This is a genomic window from Psychromonas sp. MB-3u-54, assembly GCF_002836415.1.
Classification (GTDB): domain Bacteria; phylum Pseudomonadota; class Gammaproteobacteria; order Enterobacterales; family Psychromonadaceae; genus Psychromonas.
The window spans coordinates 17275-33867 of the sequence record NZ_PJBP01000164.1 but is presented as its reverse complement, the minus strand read 5'-3'; the positions used below and the strand labels follow the sequence as shown (position 1 = coordinate 33867).

The 16593-nt window shown below is 39.1% G+C and carries 18 protein-coding genes; 9 read left to right on the top strand and 9 right to left on the bottom strand.

Annotation, left to right across the window (positions count from 1 at the left end; genetic code table 11):
* Positions 1-16 precede the first annotated feature (16 nt).
* From CXF72_RS12190 to CXF72_RS12185, 3 genes are all read left to right on the top strand, one after another.
* Positions 17-277, top strand: a complete 261-nt coding sequence (locus CXF72_RS12190; RefSeq protein ID WP_101039289.1) for a hypothetical protein — start codon at positions 17-19, stop codon at positions 275-277.
* Between the two features lie 102 nt (positions 278-379).
* Entirely contained in the window at positions 380-550 is a 171-nt protein-coding gene (locus tag CXF72_RS19370) for a hypothetical protein (RefSeq protein ID WP_157823250.1), read from the top strand.
* Between the two features lie 18 nt (positions 551-568).
* Positions 569-838, top strand: coding sequence for a hypothetical protein (locus CXF72_RS12185; RefSeq protein WP_101039288.1), 270 nt, complete (start codon positions 569-571; stop codon positions 836-838).
* A gap of 129 nt (positions 839-967) precedes the next feature.
* Here the strand turns inward: CXF72_RS12185 and CXF72_RS12180 are convergent, their stop codons facing one another.
* From CXF72_RS12180 to CXF72_RS12170, 3 genes are read right to left on the bottom strand one after another with little or no spacing between them, the layout of a single operon-like run.
* Positions 968-2248 (bottom strand): TRAP transporter large permease, encoded by a 1281-nt coding sequence (locus CXF72_RS12180; RefSeq protein ID WP_101039287.1) that lies wholly within the window; start codon positions 2246-2248, stop codon positions 968-970.
* Positions 2245-2772 carry a TRAP transporter small permease gene (locus tag CXF72_RS12175; protein ID WP_101039286.1) on the bottom strand — a complete coding sequence of 176 codons (528 nt, stop codon included), beginning with the start codon at positions 2770-2772 and terminating at the stop codon, positions 2245-2247. Before CXF72_RS12175 ends, CXF72_RS12180 begins: the two co-directional genes overlap by 4 nt.
* 39 nt (positions 2773-2811) lie before the next feature.
* Positions 2812-3807 (bottom strand): TRAP transporter substrate-binding protein, encoded by a 996-nt coding sequence (locus tag CXF72_RS12170; protein WP_101039285.1) that lies wholly within the window; start codon positions 3805-3807, stop codon positions 2812-2814.
* Between the two features lie 408 nt (positions 3808-4215).
* Here CXF72_RS12170 and CXF72_RS12165 point away from each other — a divergent pair, with 408 nt between their 5' ends.
* The 3 genes from CXF72_RS12165 to CXF72_RS12155 are packed head-to-tail and all read left to right on the top strand — an operon-like array spanning position 4216 to position 6841.
* Entirely contained in the window at positions 4216-5352 is a 1137-nt protein-coding gene (locus tag CXF72_RS12165) for a hypothetical protein (protein WP_101039284.1), read from the top strand.
* Complete coding sequence (locus tag CXF72_RS12160) at positions 5352-6143, top strand: HpcH/HpaI aldolase family protein (protein WP_198552584.1); 792 nt, start codon at positions 5352-5354, stop codon at positions 6141-6143. The genes CXF72_RS12165 and CXF72_RS12160 overlap by 1 nt, the downstream gene beginning before the upstream one ends.
* On the top strand, positions 6143-6841 hold the full coding sequence (locus CXF72_RS12155; RefSeq protein ID WP_101039283.1) for an alpha/beta fold hydrolase: 699 nt from the start codon (positions 6143-6145) through the stop codon (positions 6839-6841). The genes CXF72_RS12160 and CXF72_RS12155 overlap by 1 nt, the downstream gene beginning before the upstream one ends.
* A gap of 269 nt (positions 6842-7110) precedes the next feature.
* Here the strand turns inward: CXF72_RS12155 and otnI are convergent, their stop codons facing one another.
* Genes otnI through otnK form a run of 3 tightly spaced genes read right to left on the bottom strand, consistent with a single transcriptional unit; the run spans position 7111 to position 9784 of the window.
* Complete coding sequence (otnI, locus tag CXF72_RS12150) at positions 7111-7899, bottom strand: 2-oxo-tetronate isomerase (protein WP_101039282.1); 789 nt, start codon at positions 7897-7899, stop codon at positions 7111-7113.
* A complete protein-coding gene (gene otnC, locus CXF72_RS12145; RefSeq protein ID WP_101039281.1) occupies positions 7899-8531 on the bottom strand; it encodes a 3-oxo-tetronate 4-phosphate decarboxylase in 633 nt (210 codons plus the stop codon). The genes otnI and otnC overlap by 1 nt, the downstream gene beginning before the upstream one ends.
* Complete coding sequence (otnK, locus tag CXF72_RS12140; RefSeq protein WP_101039280.1) at positions 8528-9784, bottom strand: 3-oxo-tetronate kinase; 1257 nt, start codon at positions 9782-9784, stop codon at positions 8528-8530. The genes otnC and otnK overlap by 4 nt, the downstream gene beginning before the upstream one ends.
* A 356-nt stretch (positions 9785-10140) precedes the next feature.
* Between otnK and CXF72_RS12135 the strand changes: the two genes are divergently transcribed.
* Complete coding sequence (locus CXF72_RS12135; RefSeq protein ID WP_101039279.1) at positions 10141-10899, top strand: DeoR/GlpR family DNA-binding transcription regulator; 759 nt, start codon at positions 10141-10143, stop codon at positions 10897-10899.
* 459 nt (positions 10900-11358) lie between these two features.
* Here the strand turns inward: CXF72_RS12135 and CXF72_RS12130 are convergent, their stop codons facing one another.
* Positions 11359-13710 (bottom strand): bifunctional diguanylate cyclase/phosphodiesterase, encoded by a 2352-nt coding sequence (locus CXF72_RS12130; protein ID WP_101039278.1) that lies wholly within the window; start codon positions 13708-13710, stop codon positions 11359-11361.
* Positions 13711-14286: 576 nt separating this feature from the next.
* Here CXF72_RS12130 and CXF72_RS12125 point away from each other — a divergent pair.
* Together CXF72_RS12125 and CXF72_RS12120 are read left to right on the top strand one after the other, a co-directional pair.
* The gene (locus CXF72_RS12125; RefSeq protein ID WP_101039277.1) at positions 14287-14601 is read left to right on the top strand and encodes a DMT family transporter; all 315 of its coding nucleotides are present in this window, start codon (positions 14287-14289) and stop codon (positions 14599-14601) included.
* A gap of 76 nt (positions 14602-14677) precedes the next feature.
* Positions 14678-15004: a Na+/H+ antiporter NhaA gene (locus CXF72_RS12120; protein WP_232784972.1), complete on the top strand. Its 327-nt coding sequence runs from the start codon at positions 14678-14680 to the stop codon at positions 15002-15004.
* A 213-nt stretch (positions 15005-15217) separates the two neighbouring features.
* Here the strand turns inward: CXF72_RS12120 and CXF72_RS12115 are convergent, their stop codons facing one another.
* Together CXF72_RS12115 and tusA are read right to left on the bottom strand one after the other, a co-directional pair.
* Complete coding sequence (locus CXF72_RS12115) at positions 15218-15901, bottom strand: SDR family oxidoreductase (RefSeq protein WP_101039276.1); 684 nt, start codon at positions 15899-15901, stop codon at positions 15218-15220.
* 392 nt (positions 15902-16293) lie between these two features.
* Positions 16294-16530, bottom strand: a complete 237-nt coding sequence (gene tusA, locus CXF72_RS12110) for a sulfurtransferase TusA (protein ID WP_101039275.1) — start codon at positions 16528-16530, stop codon at positions 16294-16296.
* Positions 16531-16593 lie beyond the last annotated feature (63 nt).

The following is a 16593-nucleotide window of genomic DNA, read 5'->3' as shown; positions in this document are numbered from 1 at the left end:
GTTATTAGGAAATTGGATGATGGATATTACATATATGACAACTTCAGAATTATCCGATATTTGCTTTAATGAAAAAGAGGTCGAATGGCGTAAAAGTCATAAAGAATCTATTGAGGAGATTTTAGAGCTGCATATTCTGTCTGCATTTGGACAAATGAAGAGCAGCGCTATCACAAAACAAGATATCCTAACGGTCCGAGATACCCTCGCAAAAGTTCAGAGTCGAACTAAAAAACAGTATCTGCTTCACGCATCAATCATCTTATTATGCCATTAAGAATGCTGCTTAATGAAGCCGCTGATCGATAGGAGTTTACCTCGCCTCGGAAAAAATTAAAAACACCGCGTACAGAAGTAAATCCATTCTCCTTAAGGGGAGGTGGAAAAATTAATTAAAGTCGCTCCTGATGATTTTAAACCTGATCACACAGTACTTTTTACAGGACTGCGTACCGGTGAAATTGATGCTTTGCACTGGGGCAAAGTCGATTTAGAGAATAAACTGCTTTATATTGATCAAAGCTTTGTTAAAGGGGAGAAGAGCACCTAGCACTTGAAGAGTTAGAGGATGATAAATATTTACGCAGCATTGCCAAAAATGCACCTTTTTGAAATCTCTAAAGTCTGCCATTGGCAAGGTGTTCGTGCAACAATTACTAGCGTAGGTGCTGCAATCGAAAGCGCTCTGCGTGGTATAGAACAAGCTAAGCAAAAATTCCTTTATCGCATATTTGGTGATGCACAGTGGAGCAACAAAAATAAGCAGTCGAATACCTTACTCATTAACTTAGTAGGGTACTTTCCATCGTGTATCAATAGTACTCTTGTTTTTTTATAATTAAGCTATAGAGCTAGCAGTATTGCCTCTAGCTCTATAGCGGTCTTATTATTGAAAATTAATGTGTCTATAAAATAGGCCTTAAGTGCCATTTTCACTCAATAGCTTTCATTAAAGGTAATGCTTATATTACGACATTATATTCGGTAACCATAAAGAAATACCTGGTATGAAAGTGATTAATAAAAGTGCTGCAATCATCGTCATTATCCAACCTAAAACTGCTCTGGATAAATCTTCAAATGGTATTTTTCCGACTTGCGATGCCATGAATAAGTTTGCACCTAATGGTGGCGTGACAAACCCAATCGCTAAGTTCACCACCATAACAATACCAAAGTGGACAGGATCCATTCCGACAGATGTCACAACAGGTAATAATATTGGTGTGAGTATTACAATTGCAGCTAGGGTTTCTAAAAATGTACCAATAATTAACAGTAAAATATTGATGGCAAGTAATATAAGAATTTTATTGTCAGTGAGATTAAGAATAAAATCAGTGATCATTAATGGAATTCTTTCAATGGTCAGTATACGGCCGAAAGATACCGATGCACCAACAATAACCAGTACCGTTGCAACTAATAACGCTGATTCAAGGGTTATTTTTGCTAAGCCTTTTAATGTTAATTCTTTATAGTAGAGCATGCTTAATACTATCCCGTAAGCAACAGCAACAGCTGCTGATTCAGTTGGTGTAAATAAGCCACTATAAATACCTCCTAAAATAATTACAGGGAGTAATAACGCCTCTTTAGCATATTTAAATGCATTCCATCGTTCATTCCATGTAGCTTTATTATCTAACCCCTTATAAGAGTGCTTTTTAGACTGAATATAATTATAACCTAATAGAAATAAACCAACGAGGATGCCTGGTATAACGCCCGCCATAAACATTTTAGAGACGGATTGACCAGACACAATCGCATAAACAATCATCACCACACTCGGTGGAATGATGACACCTATTCCACCGGCAGTTGCGATCATTGCGCCAGAATAGGCTTTGTCATAGCCATTCTTTACCATCATTGGGATCATCGTTAAGCCTATTGCTGCAACAGTCGCTGAGCCTGTTCCAGAAATTGAAGCGAAGAATATACATGAGGTAATAGCAACAACGCCCAGTCCACCGGTAAGGTGTCCAAAAACTGATTGGCAAAGTGCTAATAACCGCCCTGATATTCCGCCATGGCTCATTATATTAGCGGCTAGAGTAAATAATAAAATTGCAATCAGTGGAAAAGAATCAAGACCTGAAACCAATCCTTGGGTATAAAAGTTGATGCTTAAAAATGGCAAATTTAATATAGATAAAATACTAGCAGAGCCAAGTGCCATGCCGATAGGAACACCAACGGCCACAAGTAATGCAAATGAGAAAAACAATATGAAAGAAGTCATGTGATAACCTTATGCTTTACATTCTCGATAGAAGATGAATCTTTTTTTGAAAATAAGTTTTTAAAATCTAACTTTATATTATATGAGAGACGAATGATGGACAGAAATGCACTCATAATTAAGCAGCTATATAATACAGCAAGTGGTATTTCCATTGCCGGAGCAAGTTGCCCCAGCCGATAACTTTTTTCTGTTATTTTTATAGCGTAAAAAAATACAATGCCTTGATAAGATAAAAAAACTAAATTACTAAAAAGGTTGAGGAACAACTGAACCTTAATTGGAAATAATTTAACAAGAGAAAGGACTCTTATATGTCTGCCATCCCGGATCGCATAACTAATACCTAGATAAACAATCCAAACAAATAGGTATCTTGCTGCTTCACCCGACCATGCCAATGATATGCCAAATGGTCTTAAAATTATTTCTGCGAATATGAATGAAAACAAAAGAAATGTGAATGAGACTATGATTGATGGTTCAAAATACTTATCCAGTAAGTGGAAGATTCTTTTTATCATGTGATAATGCGGGTATATAGCTACCCGCCTCCAATTAAATTAACGAAGTTCTTTAGTTGCTTTGATAACTAAATTATATAGTTCTGTACCTGTTTTTTGCTTAATCTCTTCATAAATTGCAGAGTTTAATGAAGATTTTAGTTTTGCACGGACCTCTGGACTGACGGTGTTAAAGATGACTCCTGCTTTCTTAAGGATATCTAGGGTGTCTTCGTTTTGTTGTCCAGCTAAATCTCTTTGATTTTTAATGAATTTCTTTATTGAAGCATTAATTAAATTTTTATCTTTATCTGATAGTGATGACCAGAATTCATTGTTAGTGAATAAAACATGATTACTATACATATGATCAGTTAAAGATAGGTATTTTTGAACTTCGTAAAATCGTTGCGTGTAGATAGAGTCAATGGCACTTTCTTGTCCATCAATTAAACCTTGTTGTAAAGATGTGTATATTTCCCCCCAAGCAAGTGGAATGGGTGAAAGACCTATTGCTTTCCATGCTGCTATTTGACTTGGATTAGCTGCAGAACGAATTTTTAAGCCTTCAAAGTCTTTAACAGTTTTTAATGGGTGATCGTTATTTGTGAAGCTACGGAAGCCTAGTTCAGGGTAGCCTAAACCATGGTATCCTTTTTTATCCATTGCGTTAAGTAAGGCTTGGCCTGCTTCACTGTCTAAAACTCGGTGAGCATGCTCTCGATCATCAAACATATAAAATGTATCTAGAACACTAAACTCAGGAATGATGGGAGAAAGTAAAACAGATGCAGCTGTAGTCATTTGTAAATTATTTTCTTGTACCATTTCAGCCGTTTCTCTAACTCCTCCCAGTTGGCCAGCACCATAAAGTTCAACGTCAATAGTGCCATTAGAAGTTTTCTCAAGGTCTTTTTCAAAGCTTGTAAAGGCCTTGTCTAAAGGAGAACCTGGCTGGCTATCGTGAGCAATCCGTATGACGGTATCTGCGTAGACAGAGAATGAAGCAATACTGGTAAGTGAAATTGCAAGTAAAGTTTTATTTATAATATTCATATTAAAATTCCATTTGAGTCATAAGCTTGGAGTTAGAAACCTAACACTAAGTCAGGTTACGGTTTTATGTTCATCGACATGTTCATCGATATGTTCATAATTTAACAAAAGAGTGTTACTTGCAATATATATTTAACAAAATATCACAAACAATGAGATTGATCACTCTTTGAACGGGGGGGGGGATTAATTGGAATATTTAAATGTTTTTTGTTAACCTATTGATTTGCAATTCTTTTTAATGATTTTTTGATGTGCGCGGGCTTTATTTGTAGAGATGTTAATCACAATTTACAAATTTTGAAAGTAACAATTATGTTAATTATTGTGATTAAAAGGTATTATGTGATAATTAAAATAAAAAAATGAAGACTGTATGTAACATCTAACATATTAAGGAAGAATTTTATGAAGGTAACACAGAGCGAAGCGATAGAACGCTTAATTAAAAATGACGAATATACTTCGTGTACTGAAGCTTTTCTTGACTGTCGCTTACCAGGAGCTGTACCTAAAGGTAACTATTCTATTATTGGGCCAGGTGTGACACAAAGTGAGCATCAAGTGGTCAATTTTCGAGAACCACACAGTTTCAATATTGGTGCGGCTTCTATGCCAAATGGTGTGACGAATAATTTACATATTCATTTTTCGGCGGAAGTCTTTATGTGTACTTATGGGGAGTATACTTTTCGCTGGGGGTCTAATGGTGAATATGAATATATAGCAAAAGAAGGGGATATTCTTTCTGTCCCGACTTGGTTATTCCGAGGGTTTACGAATACTGGTCCTGATGGTAGCTGGCTATTTACCTGTTTAGGTGAAGATAATACAGGAGGGGTAATCTGGCACCCCGGTATTATGCAAGCGGCTAATGAATCTGGTATGTATTTAACAAAAAACAACATGCTGATTGATTTAAAAAATGGCGGCCACTTGCCAGAAGATAAAACGCAGTTAATGGATCACTTTCCTGAAAGTGAGTTTGTTAATTTAAGAAAAGTTAGTTTAGCTGATATGTCACAACGTGTTAGTGCTCGTGATAATAGAGTATTTTCTTCTTGTGCATTGTTAGATTCTGTTATTCCAGGACATAGCTGCGAGATAGCTCCAGTTATTGGTTACGGTGTATCACAAGACCGAAATTCACAACCCCCGATTACTAATCCCCATAATTTCACCATTGAAGTAGTTAAAATTCCTGCTGGGAATGAAATAGGCTCATTCAGAATTGATGAAAAAATGGTCATTATTCAAACGTCAGGGGAAGTTGAAATTATATTTAATCAAGAAAAAGATATTAGTATTACGGTAGGAGATAAAGACACTTATTCAATTCCTAAAAATGCATGGCGTACTATTGCAAATAAATCTGCAAACGAAGCTGAGTTTATAATGATTACAGCAGGAGATATGCGTAAACGTCCTGAGTTTGAAAATAAAATCAAAACCCTAGCTTATGAATTAGGTTACACAATTGATAGTAGTGGTTATGTGGTAAAAGCTAACCTTATTATTGAAGATAGTCTTCTTTTGGATGAATAATGATGAAAAAAAATCAAATTTTACAAAAATACGCTGAGGGTAAAACCCTAGTTAATGGCTGGATTTCTATTCCTAGTAGCTATGCCGCTGAAGTGATGGCGCATACAGGTGTTGATAGTGTTACTGTTGATATGCAACATGGGATGATTGGTTTTGCAGATTTAATGCATATCTTGCAAGCAGTCTCAAGTTCTACAGCTACTCCGCTTGTTAGGGTTCCTTCAAGTGAACCTAGTATGATAATGAAGACATTAGATGCTGGCTCATATGGCATTATTTGTCCAAGTGTTGATGATCCAAAAATCTGTAAAACCGTTGTCGATGCTTGTCGTTATCCTCCTTTAGGTAATCGTTCATTCGGGCCTTCACGAGGCCTCACTTATGGTGGCGCTGACTATGTAAAATACGCAAACGATGAAATTATGATACTTGCCATGATTGAGTCTCAGCAAGCCTTAGATAACCTGGACGAAATTTTAGACACACCAGGTTTGACAGGTATTTACATTGGGCCGAATGATCTTGCTTTTAGTTTAGGGGTAATACCTGGCTCAGCTAGCGATAAAGTTGAGACTGCTATCTCGCATATTTTATCTGAAGCAAAGAAACGGAATTTATTTACAGGTATATTTTGTTCCGGGTTAGAAAATGCCCAATACCGTAAAGAGCAAGGCTTTAATTTGGTCACTCCTGGAAATGATGCTGGGGCTCTTCGGAATGCTTATCAGACATTTGTTGGTAAGTTGAATGATGAGGACAAGTCGGAAATCGAGAGTACTGGTGGCTATTGATGAAGACTCCTTCTGTTGTTTTATTATCAGGTACGTTATGTAATGAGAAAATGTGGAATGAAATAGGTAACACTATTGAACATAAATATAATGCGATCGCACTTTCAATTGGGCATAGTTCAAATTGGAAGCAAGAATTAGACGAACTAATTAAATTTTTACCAGAAAAGTTCATCTTAGTCGGCTTCTCTTTAGGTGGCATAGCGGCATTAGCTATGCTTTCCCAATATAAAGAGCGAATTATAGAGCTTGTTTTAATTTCTTCAACGGCAAGATTGGATCCACCTGAATCTCAGCAGAAACGTTTAAAAATATTGTCAGAAGTATCGGCCGACGACAACTTTTTACGTATAGCTAATGAACAAATATCGGATGTTGATCGCGCTAATTTAGGTAATGATAAGGTTAATTTTATTACGGATATGGCGCAAGATATATCACTGACACAATTTGAGCACCAAACGATGCTAGCTTGCTCTCGCAAGGAAAGTTTGTCATTACTTGCTAAGTGTGATCTTCCTATACATTTAATATATGGGACAGAAGATAAAGCTTGTGGTGAAGATAAACAGATAGAGATTGTAGAGGTTTGCTCAAGTGCTACCTTATACCCTATTCATGGTGGTGGGCACTGGCTGCCTTTATCTCACCCTAACTTAGTGGCTACGTTGATAAAAAAGATTACCAATTCAATATAAATATAAAAGAGGAGCAAATGATCAGCTCCTCTTTTATATTTCAATCGTGATCTGCTTTATAATACCAAAGGAATTAATAGCATGGCAAAAGATAAATGAGCACTAACAAGGCGAGAGTTGCAGGAGATAGTTGTTCTCACTTCACAAAAATCGTATGGAACGATTTTGAACAGCTTTAGCTGGCCACGAAGTGGTGAAGAACAGGACGTTCTGAATAAAACTCACAACGCGGTTAGGGCTAATTTTAACCAGCAAGGCTGATCACCTTTTTAGTTCTTTTGGTATAAGTAAGATCTGACCCAGTATAAACCGACTTCAGTATTGTTTTTAGGATTGTATTCACAGCCAATCCAGCTGTTGTAGCCAGACTCATCTAATACACTAAATAAGTGAGGATAATTAATCTCTCCTTCAGAAGGTTCACTTCTTTCAGGTACTGACGCAATTTGGATGTGTCCAATATAAGGCGCAAGATCTTCGATTAAACGAGTTAAATCCCCATCCATAATTTGTGCGTGGTAGAGATCGAGTTGCAGTTTCACATTCGCTCGGTCGACTTGTTTGATTAACTCGACAGCCACTCTTTGGTGAGCCACAAAGTAGTTGGGTACATCTCGATTATTCAAAGGCTCGATCATGAGCGCTATATCGTGTTTGGCAAAAACATCAGCCGCGTAACGAATATTGTGAATAAAAGTGCTTACATGCTCGTCATAAGAAAAGCGAGGGTCGATTAATCCAGACATGGCATGCACTTTTTTGCAGTTAAGCGCTATCGCATAAGTGAGGGTAATTTCAACACTTTGTTGAAATTCATCTTCACGACCAGGAATTGCGGCAAAACCTCGTTCACCTGTATCCCAATCACCGGGAGGCATATTAAAAAGTACTTGTTCCAAGCGATATTTCTCAAGTGTTTGAGCCAAAGTTTGTGCTTCAAACCCATAAGGAAATAAAAACTCAACCGCTTTAAAGCCGGCGTTGTGTGCTTTTTCAAAACGATCTAAAAAAGGTACCTCAGTAAATAGCATACTGAGATTTGCTGCAAACTTAGCCATTATTTCCCTGTTCCTTTTAAATCTATGACTTCTTCACCTGTTAAGTAACGAGTCGCTTTTCCACTTAATAAGAAGGCGAGTTTTGCAGTTTCTTCTAATTCTTCTGCGTTATCGACAGCGTCAACAAAGTCTGTTCCTGTAATAATTGGGCCATGATTCGCGAGTAAGAACGCGCGATATTTACCTGCCAATTTCGATAATTCTTTTGCAATTTGAGGGTCGCCAGGGCGAAAATATTTCACTACGGGTAGCTCACCGACACGCATAACGTAATAGGGTGTAAAGGCTTGAATGGCATTGTTGTGGTTTAAACTGTCTAAACATGAAAGCGCCGTTAGGTAAGTTGAATGCAGATGAACAATGGCATTACAACTCGAATCTTTTTTATAAATAGCCAAGTGGAAAGCGACTTCTTTAGAGGGGCGTTTGCCTGAAATATAGTTGCCATCTTTATCAACAACAGAAAGATCATCGGCGATTAAACGCCCAAATGAAGATCCTGTTGGGGTTGCTAGAAAATGTCCGTTAGGCAGCTTGAGTGATAGATTTCCAGCACCACCGGTGGCGTAGCCTCGCTCAAACATCGAACGGGCAAGCTCAACCATTTGCTGTCTTAATTCAGCTTCGTTCATTGAAAATACTCCTGAGCGGTAGTGAAGAAGGATTCATTTCCAAAATTTCCAGATTTTAGAGCAAGCGAAAGTTCGCTGTTTATTGATTTCACCCAAGGTACACCTGGAGCGATTTGAGGGCCAATATGAAAGCCGTTTACTTGTAAACTTTGTGTTACGATCCCAGAGGTTTCACCACCAGCCACAATAAAGTTACGAATACCAAATGCTTGAAGTTTAATGGCCAGTTGACTGAAAAATTGCTCAACCGCTTGACTAGATACTCGTGCGCCGTACTGCTGTTGGATATCTTTTAATTCATTCGCATCGGCAGTGGCATAAATCATTGGTGCCATAGCATGATTTAAGTGGTTAACGACCCAATGAAATACTTGATCACTGTAATTTTCTTGATTTAGGCACTGCTCTATATTGATGGCGAAATGTGGCGCTTTGGCTTTATAAGCATTCACTTGTTGGTTAGTCATAACAGAGCAAGAACCCGAGAAAATGACAGTAGCGGCTTTTTGTGGGTAGCCAGCTTGTTTCGCATTTGTTTGATCTTGTAAGTGTTTGCTCCAGCTTTTTGCAATACTCGCAGCTAAGCCTGAACCGCCAGTTATGAGTTTTAGGTCGGTAATTGATTCTCCAATGGCATCCAGATGTTCTGCTCTGAAAGCATCAACTACGGCATAACGCTTGCCTTCTAATTTGAGTTGAGTAAAGCGATCTTTTATATGGCTAACACCTTTTTCAATCGTTTGATAGTCAACAAGGCCACTTTTACCTTGAGATTGAGCATTCATTAAATGGATTAAATTTGAATCTGTCATAGGCGTTACTGGGTGATTACGCATACCTGATTCACTAAGCAGCTGCCCCATAACAAATAGATGACCATTAAACACGGTACGGCCATTAACCGGTAATGCTGGGCAAATAAGTGTGAAATCTTCATTTAATGCATTGAGTAGGGCATCGGTAACAGGGCCAATGTTGCCTTGAGCTGTACTGTCAAAGGTTGAGCAATACTTGAAATAAAATTGCTGGCAGCCTTGTTGCTTGAGCCATTCAAGAGCGTTAAGTGAATCGATGATAGCTTCTTCGCTTGGACAAGAGCGTGATTTTAAGCTAACTACAACAGCATCTGCATTTGAATCTAAAGGTTGAAAAGGAACACCGTTTACTTGAATTGTGCGCATCCCGTTTTCAACCAAAAAGCTTGCGATATCAGTTGCGCCAGTAAAGTCGTCTGCAATGACTCCTAATAGCATATATTTTTCCTTAAATGTTATGAGGGCTGTTCAGATAGGAGGAGAGTTAGTTGTCGCTTTTTGAGCTCTAGCGTACGGAGTATAATCGGATTTTAACATATTACACTCATCCCATCTGATTGGTTATGTTAATATAAGTTTAAATTTGTTAAAAATAAACACCTCTCAGCTATTAAAGTGCATTGCGTCACATTAATTAACAAATTCGAACACTTTTGAATGTTTAGTATTTGTATTGTCATTTCAGGTTTAAAAGCCTTAACTCATCTTTTTATCTATATTGCAACACATAACTTAACATTTATTCACAATTTTGATATGGTATATGTTTCAATTATAGGGTTGATGATAATTATATGATTCCAGCAGAAAGACAAAAAAAAATGTTGAGTTTATTAAAAAGTCAGGAAGTCATAAGTATTTCTGAATTGGTTGATTTACTTGATGTTTCTCATATGACTATTCGCAGAGATATTGAAAAACTTGAATCTATTGGTAAAGTTAATTCAGTCTCAGGTGGGGTTCAACTAGCACAAGCAATTCATAGTGAGCTTTCTCATGATATGAAGATATCGCAATTTTCACATGAAAAAGAAAAAATAGGTCATCTTGCTGCTAACGCTATTACTCCTAATGCTACTATCTATTTAGATGCAGGTACTACAGCGTTGGAAATAGCTCATCAAATTATCCAACGCAACGACTTACTGATTATTACCAATGATTTTGTGATTGCGACTTATTTAATGACTCATTCTTCAAATGATATCTATCACACTGGCGGAAAGGTTGACGGGGCTAATCAGTCTACAGTGGGAGCTAAGGTGGCGGATTTTTTATTGAATATGAATATTGATATTGCTTTTATTTCTACATCATCATGGGACATGAAAGGTCTGTCTACACCCAGTGAAGATAAAGTAGTGGTTAAACAAGCCATTGCGAAATCTTCCAAATTGGTTTATCTGATCTCAGATGCTTCTAAATATGGACACATTGCCACATTTCATGCGTTAGATATTGAAAAAGTTGACTTTATTATTACGGATTCATTGTTACCAGAAAGCGTTTGTTCAGAGTTAAAAGAGAAAGATATAATTGTTTTGAAAGCCTAGTTTGAGCCTTTTCATTGCTCTTATACCAAATCCATTAATTTTCTGCTCATTTATGGATTTGGTATTAGCCTTCCAAGCTGATAATGCGGGTTCGATCCCCGCTGCCCGCTCCAATTATTCTTAGTCATAAGAATCTCAAAATCAACCTTCCATGGTTGATTTTTGCGTTTTAGCTGATCTGAAAAATATCCTCGGTGGCCAAACGCTGAAATCCGACTCTTCTATTTTTTATTCGAAAGCTGATAAAAATATAGCTCTTCAATCTTCCCATAGCGTTTCAACAGGGCTCTCAGATTAACACTGAAAATTTTAATCAATATTGAACGATAAAGGCAACTTTGATGGCGATTTAAATAACTTTAATGAGCCGGATTTGGTTGCTTAACCCTTTATTTTACTGGGGCAGTGATCCGTTTCTGTTTATCTTTTAAGCAGGTGTAAAATTAAGATATAACAGCTCTAGGCCTGGCTTTTTGATTTCATTTGTATCACCTGATGCTGTTTCTCATCCAACCAGTTTTTAAGTTCGCTCAAGGGCATCGGTTTAGCAAAATAATAACCTTGAATCTGCGAGCATCCTAAAACCATTAATCTATCCAGTTCGATTTGGGTCTCGACCCCTTCAGCAATAATACTCATGCCCAACTCTTTGCCTATATTGATAATATTTCGGACCATTACATCATCTCCCCGGCCTAGCGAAGTCACAAAGCTGCGATCGATTTTCAGCGTATCAAAGGGGAGATTCTTGAGACGATCAAGCGAAGAATGTCCGGTGCCAAAGTCATCTAAGTGAAATTTTAAGCCATGCTTAACCAGTTTTTGCATCATAGGCAATACATCTGTTTCCGCCTCGACCACCATGCTTTCCGTCAGTTCTAAATGGAAAGCCGATGTCGGCAACTGATATTTATTCAGGCAGGAGGTGATCTCGGTAAATAAATCCCCATCCCGGAATTGTCTGACCGATAGATTAATATTACATTCAAGATTCGGGTGTTCTGTTCGTAGTTCCTGCAAAGCGCAGCCCACCTTGTCAAATAATTGTTGTCCCAGTGGTACAATCATGCCCGTTATTTCTGCAATATTAATAAACTCTTCCGGTGGAATAAATTCTCCGGCAAGTGACCAGCGTGATAGCGCCTCCATGCTTATTACCTTGCCGCTGTTTAAATCAACTATCGGTTGAAACCATACTTCAAGCTGATGATCATTAAGTGCGGAATGCAGCGCCTGCTCTAACAGCATCCGGCGGGAAACCACATCGAGCAGCGCCATTTTAAAAATGGTCACTTGCCCCTTACCACGTCGTTTGGCCTCATACATCGCTAAATCAGCATATCTGATCATATTTTCTTTGCACTGGCTGGTGTTTACTGCTGTTAGCCCAATCGAAGCCCTTATACTCAGATTTTGACCGTCCTGCTGAAAGGGTTGAGTGATATTAATCAGCAGCCGTTCGGCAAAAGGCTCTGCCATCTCCAGTCCAACACCATCGAGCAGGATAGCGAACTCATCACCGCCCAAGCGAACAACCGTATCGTAATTGCGTACTTGTGAGAGCATGCGCAGGGAGATGAGTTTAAGGATATCGTCTCCCGCAGTATGTCCCAGCCCGTCATTGAGTAATTTGAATTCATCGAGATCGATAAACAAAAGCGTACTGGCAAAAGTTGGATCGCGTTGCTGCCGACTCATATTGGCATCGAGCCGTGTCATCAATAGGCGGCGGTTACCTAATCCGGTAAGAGGATCATGGTCTGCAAGAAAACTCATTTCTTCATGCCTCATTTCCACTTCGGACATTAACTCATTAAAAGCAAAGGCAAGATTATCTAGTTCATCGTTATTTTTAATCGGCCAGCGTACAGGCTGTTGTGGTGAGCATCGGCGCTGATCCGCAAGCTGAGAAAAAATATGCAGTCTTTTCAGAATCCTAAAATGAAGGGATAGATAAATACCCAGCAATGAAAATAAAGTCAAGCCCGCAACGCTGCTACCCAATAATACAAGGCTCATGTGACGCTCTTTTTTTAAATGTGTGGTTCCCTGTATTTCAATCATAGCGGGTAAATCATTCAGGCTTTTGCTGACTATCCAGGCTGGCTGATCCATGTCGGACAAGGTCTGCACCTTAAAGTCTGTTTTATTGTTTTCGGGCTGCGGCAGTAAAGTAAAATCGACCGAAGTTAAGGATCTGAATCCATCTAATATAGCGCTATCAAAATGACGAAAAAACAGCAGATAACCGCTTGGGCGCCTTGATTCATTAGAATCTGTGATAGTGACACCAGAAACAAAAATGGCCTGCTTATTAAACCAAAATAGCTTGGTGTTGGCTGTCGGTTTATCGACCGTCATTAAAGCGGGTAACAGGGGAGCCAATGCCGACCTGATCTCTGCGGGCATGGGGATAAGAGCATTATCGGAAAGTATCATAGGGGGAGCCGCAAAGGATCCATCCAATTTGGCAATAAGATAGCCGCTGATCTGATTGTTCGCGAGCGATATTGGGCTAAAGTTTTCTTCTATATAAACGGGATAGTCGCCTGACACAAATGCTTCTGTATCATCCCAATGGGCATAGTCTTTTATTTGCCGTTCGAATGAGAGTTGCTCCTGTTTTAGCACACCGTCAACTCTTTTTAATTCATTTTCATAATAGCTAACGTCAAAAGCATCAAAGCTTGCGGCAAGTTGGCTATATGCTCCCCACCAAAACAATGTGCCGATACTGACTAATAACCCCGTCATACAAATTAACGTGCAGCGCCCCAGGCTGGTTTTTCGAGATTTTAAAATTCGATCCATGAATTTAGTCCTTAGGTTCAATCGCTGATATTCCACATTGAACAATATGCTCAATGTGGCAGAGGAGACAAGCTTTGTGATTATGTTTTAATGACTTTATCATTTTTTTGCGATCGTTTCCCCGCGCCTTATTATGATTATGTGAAGTAAAATCGTTAATTTGTCAGCTTCCTTTACTGTTGTCCTTCGTGCCTGAAAATAATACTTTTTACAGCCTGGTTGGCTAGCCAACCCGTAATTGAACCGTTATTATCTAAATTCAATGAAATTTAATCGGGAAGTGAGGACGACCTCACCGCTCTATCAAATTCAGGGGACGGCCTCATATATAATACCAAAAGAACTAAAAGGTGATCACCCTTGCTGGTTAAAATTATCCCTAACTGCGTTGTGAGTTTTATTCAGAACATCCAGTTCTTCACCACTTCGTGGTCAGCTAAAGCTGTTCAAAATCGTTCCAGACGATTTTTGTGAAGTGAGAATAACGATCGAATGCAACTTACGTCTTGTTAGTACTAATTTTTCCTTCGCAATCATTGATCACTTCATTAATTCTTTTGGTATAAGGTTAAATATATGGCGTGGTTAATCCTCTTTCTTGCCGGGCTCAGTGAAGTCGCCTGGGCTGTCGGTTTAAAGTACACCGAAGGCTTCAGTAAACCGCTCGCCTCGATCGTGACGTTATTATTTCTTGCTGTCAGTATTGCACTTTTAGGTTGGTCCTTAAGAATCTTACCTTTAAGTCTGGCTTATGGCGTTTGGGTTGGTATAGGCACAGTCGGTACGGCGATAGCCAGTGTATTACTTTTTGGTGAAGCGTTAAGTGTTTTAAAACTAATCCGTTTAGGGTTGATAGTCGCCGGAATAGTGGGAATGAAGTTGGCTTCGTAGCTCGACAAGTGCTGTCGAAGGCGCGGCGTTATAGTCGTTGGCTGTACACTTTTCCAGCCTTTACGGGTGTTGACTTTTGTATAACGAACTTTACTGCACCGTGGTCTTGATAACCCCTTTTTCAAACTTTATCCGTGCGCAGGCAACGGCCAGTCTGTTTCTTCTGCTTGCAACATGGTGGAATAATTCAGATTATTCATCTACCTATCAAACGCTAACGCATATGCAGATTGGTTTTTTCCTGAGTGATATCGAGCTGCAGGCTTCACTTAAACACGTTATTAATGACGGTTTGATGATTATCTTTTTCTTCTTTATCGGACTGGAGAAAACGCGAAGTGCTCGCCGGGGATCTCGCTATCAGAGAAAACCGGCGCAAATTTTTTTCAACCTTATTTTCTAAAGAGACCAGTTATCCATATTAAAATTTTAAAGGCACCAATACGAGTGTGAATAAAATATTACCATAATCGAACCGTCAAAGGTGTACGAAAGAAACAGCTCCCATATCGGCAAAGGTATATCGTTTACATAAAAAACTCATCCCCGAAGCTTCAGCAATGGCAGCTCATATAACCGAGTCACTCTCTCTTGTTATTAATTTTTTTAATTTTGACTATTCCAGCTCAACCATAGGACGGCAAGTCAATTCATGTATCACGACATCGACGGGATTGCTGAGTAATTGGCTGACCAGCGTTGCGACGCTCGCAGGCTGCATGTATTGTGGACGTTCCTGCTCGCGGAAAGTCGTATTTATTCCTCCGGGGTAAACGGCGGTCACTTTGATCCCATGGGGCTGTGCTTCTTTCATCAAAACGTTATTCAGCCCGGCAAAGCCCTGTTTCATTGTGCTATAAATACTCATGGTCGGATTACTGCGTTTAGCTGCTGTACTGACAATATTGATAATATAACCGTGCTTCTTAGGTAACATCTGCTGCATCGCTTCCCGGCAAAGCAGATAAGGTGCACGCAAATTGATGGCATATTGTTGCTCAAACTCCTCCAGTGTCGTCTCGGCTAATTCACATTTTCGTGAATTCATGCCGGCATTATTGATAAGTACATCAATATGGCCCAGCGCTTTTGTGGCTTTCTGAAAAAGCGCTACTGCAGCTTCAGCTTGGCTGAGGTCGCAACTGGCCCCTAAGCAGCCTGTTTGCTGCATAAGTTGCTGCAGCTGTGTTTCATCACGTCCGCTGGCAAAAACGCGATATCCTTTGCTGCAGAGATCGATAACTAGCGCTCGACCCAGGCCTTTTGTCGCACCGGTAATAAATACCGTTTGATAGTTCATAGCTGTACTTCCTTAGATTAACGGCCAATTAAAAGATCCAGCCGCGATGGGTTACTTTTCTATAAGGGTAACAAATGGCTTAGTACTTTGCGCCGTGCTTGAAATTATTTTGTAAAATAATCATACCCCTGTGCCGCCATTCAGGAAACATAATGCCTTCTCGGTCCATAGCTGGCGACGTTTTCATGAAGGTGATTTTGTGGCGTATTCAAACATTTAGGATAAGGTTAATATGATTTATGAAGTGGTCAATCCTGCGTTTTTTAAAACTGAGTAACCGGACGGATCAACGAGTACCAATAAACTTAAGCTCAGATGATTAATTAGGTTTTAAAGCAGTAGATGAATGATCCAACTAAGAAAAGTTATTGTTTTACAAGCGCTTAGTGAATCTAAGCGCCTTTACGGATTAAATAGCGGTACGGCACTTGCTGAATGTCGACTTCAACTAAAGTATGATCCATAAACCGGCAAAAACTGGGGATATCTCGAGTGGTTGCCGGATCATCGGCAATAACGCTTAATAATTCTCCTTCCTGCATTCTTCTTACGGTCTTACGGAGCATCATGACAGGCTCTGGGCAGCGTAAGCCTAGGGTATTTAACGCCTGTATTTTCTCTTCGCTCATGGTAACTCTCTTGTTCAGGAATTTTTTGTTAACTGTAAAATGCGTTAAATAACGCATGGGGTA

Excerpts from the sequence above, each read along its gene's own strand:
- CXF72_RS12130 (WP_101039278.1), bottom strand. The coding sequence starts at position 13,710 with ATGGATCGAATTTTAAAATCTCGAAAAACCAGCCTGGGGCGCTGCACG.
- CXF72_RS12190 (WP_101039289.1), top strand. The coding sequence starts at position 17 with ATGATGGATATTACATATATGACAACTTCAGAATTATCCGATATTTGC.
- CXF72_RS12115 (WP_101039276.1), bottom strand. The coding sequence starts at position 15,901 with ATGAACTATCAAACGGTATTTATTACCGGTGCGACAAAAGGCCTGGGT.
- otnC (WP_101039281.1), bottom strand. The coding sequence starts at position 8,531 with ATGAACGAAGCTGAATTAAGACAGCAAATGGTTGAGCTTGCCCGTTCG.
- CXF72_RS12125 (WP_101039277.1), top strand. The coding sequence starts at position 14,287 with ATGGCGTGGTTAATCCTCTTTCTTGCCGGGCTCAGTGAAGTCGCCTGG.
- otnK (WP_101039280.1), bottom strand. The coding sequence starts at position 9,784 with ATGCTATTAGGAGTCATTGCAGACGACTTTACTGGCGCAACTGATATC.
- CXF72_RS12160 (WP_198552584.1), top strand. The coding sequence starts at position 5,352 with ATGATGAAAAAAAATCAAATTTTACAAAAATACGCTGAGGGTAAAACC.
- CXF72_RS12155 (WP_101039283.1), top strand. The coding sequence starts at position 6,143 with ATGAAGACTCCTTCTGTTGTTTTATTATCAGGTACGTTATGTAATGAG.
- otnI (WP_101039282.1), bottom strand. The coding sequence starts at position 7,899 with ATGGCTAAGTTTGCAGCAAATCTCAGTATGCTATTTACTGAGGTACCT.
- CXF72_RS12165 (WP_101039284.1), top strand. The coding sequence starts at position 4,216 with ATGAAGGTAACACAGAGCGAAGCGATAGAACGCTTAATTAAAAATGAC.
- CXF72_RS12170 (WP_101039285.1), bottom strand. The coding sequence starts at position 3,807 with ATGAATATTATAAATAAAACTTTACTTGCAATTTCACTTACCAGTATT.
- CXF72_RS12180 (WP_101039287.1), bottom strand. The coding sequence starts at position 2,248 with ATGACTTCTTTCATATTGTTTTTCTCATTTGCATTACTTGTGGCCGTT.
- tusA (WP_101039275.1), bottom strand. The coding sequence starts at position 16,530 with ATGAGCGAAGAGAAAATACAGGCGTTAAATACCCTAGGCTTACGCTGC.
- CXF72_RS12185 (WP_101039288.1), top strand. The coding sequence starts at position 569 with ATGATAAATATTTACGCAGCATTGCCAAAAATGCACCTTTTTGAAATC.
- CXF72_RS12135 (WP_101039279.1), top strand. The coding sequence starts at position 10,141 with ATGATTCCAGCAGAAAGACAAAAAAAAATGTTGAGTTTATTAAAAAGT.
- CXF72_RS12175 (WP_101039286.1), bottom strand. The coding sequence starts at position 2,772 with ATGATAAAAAGAATCTTCCACTTACTGGATAAGTATTTTGAACCATCA.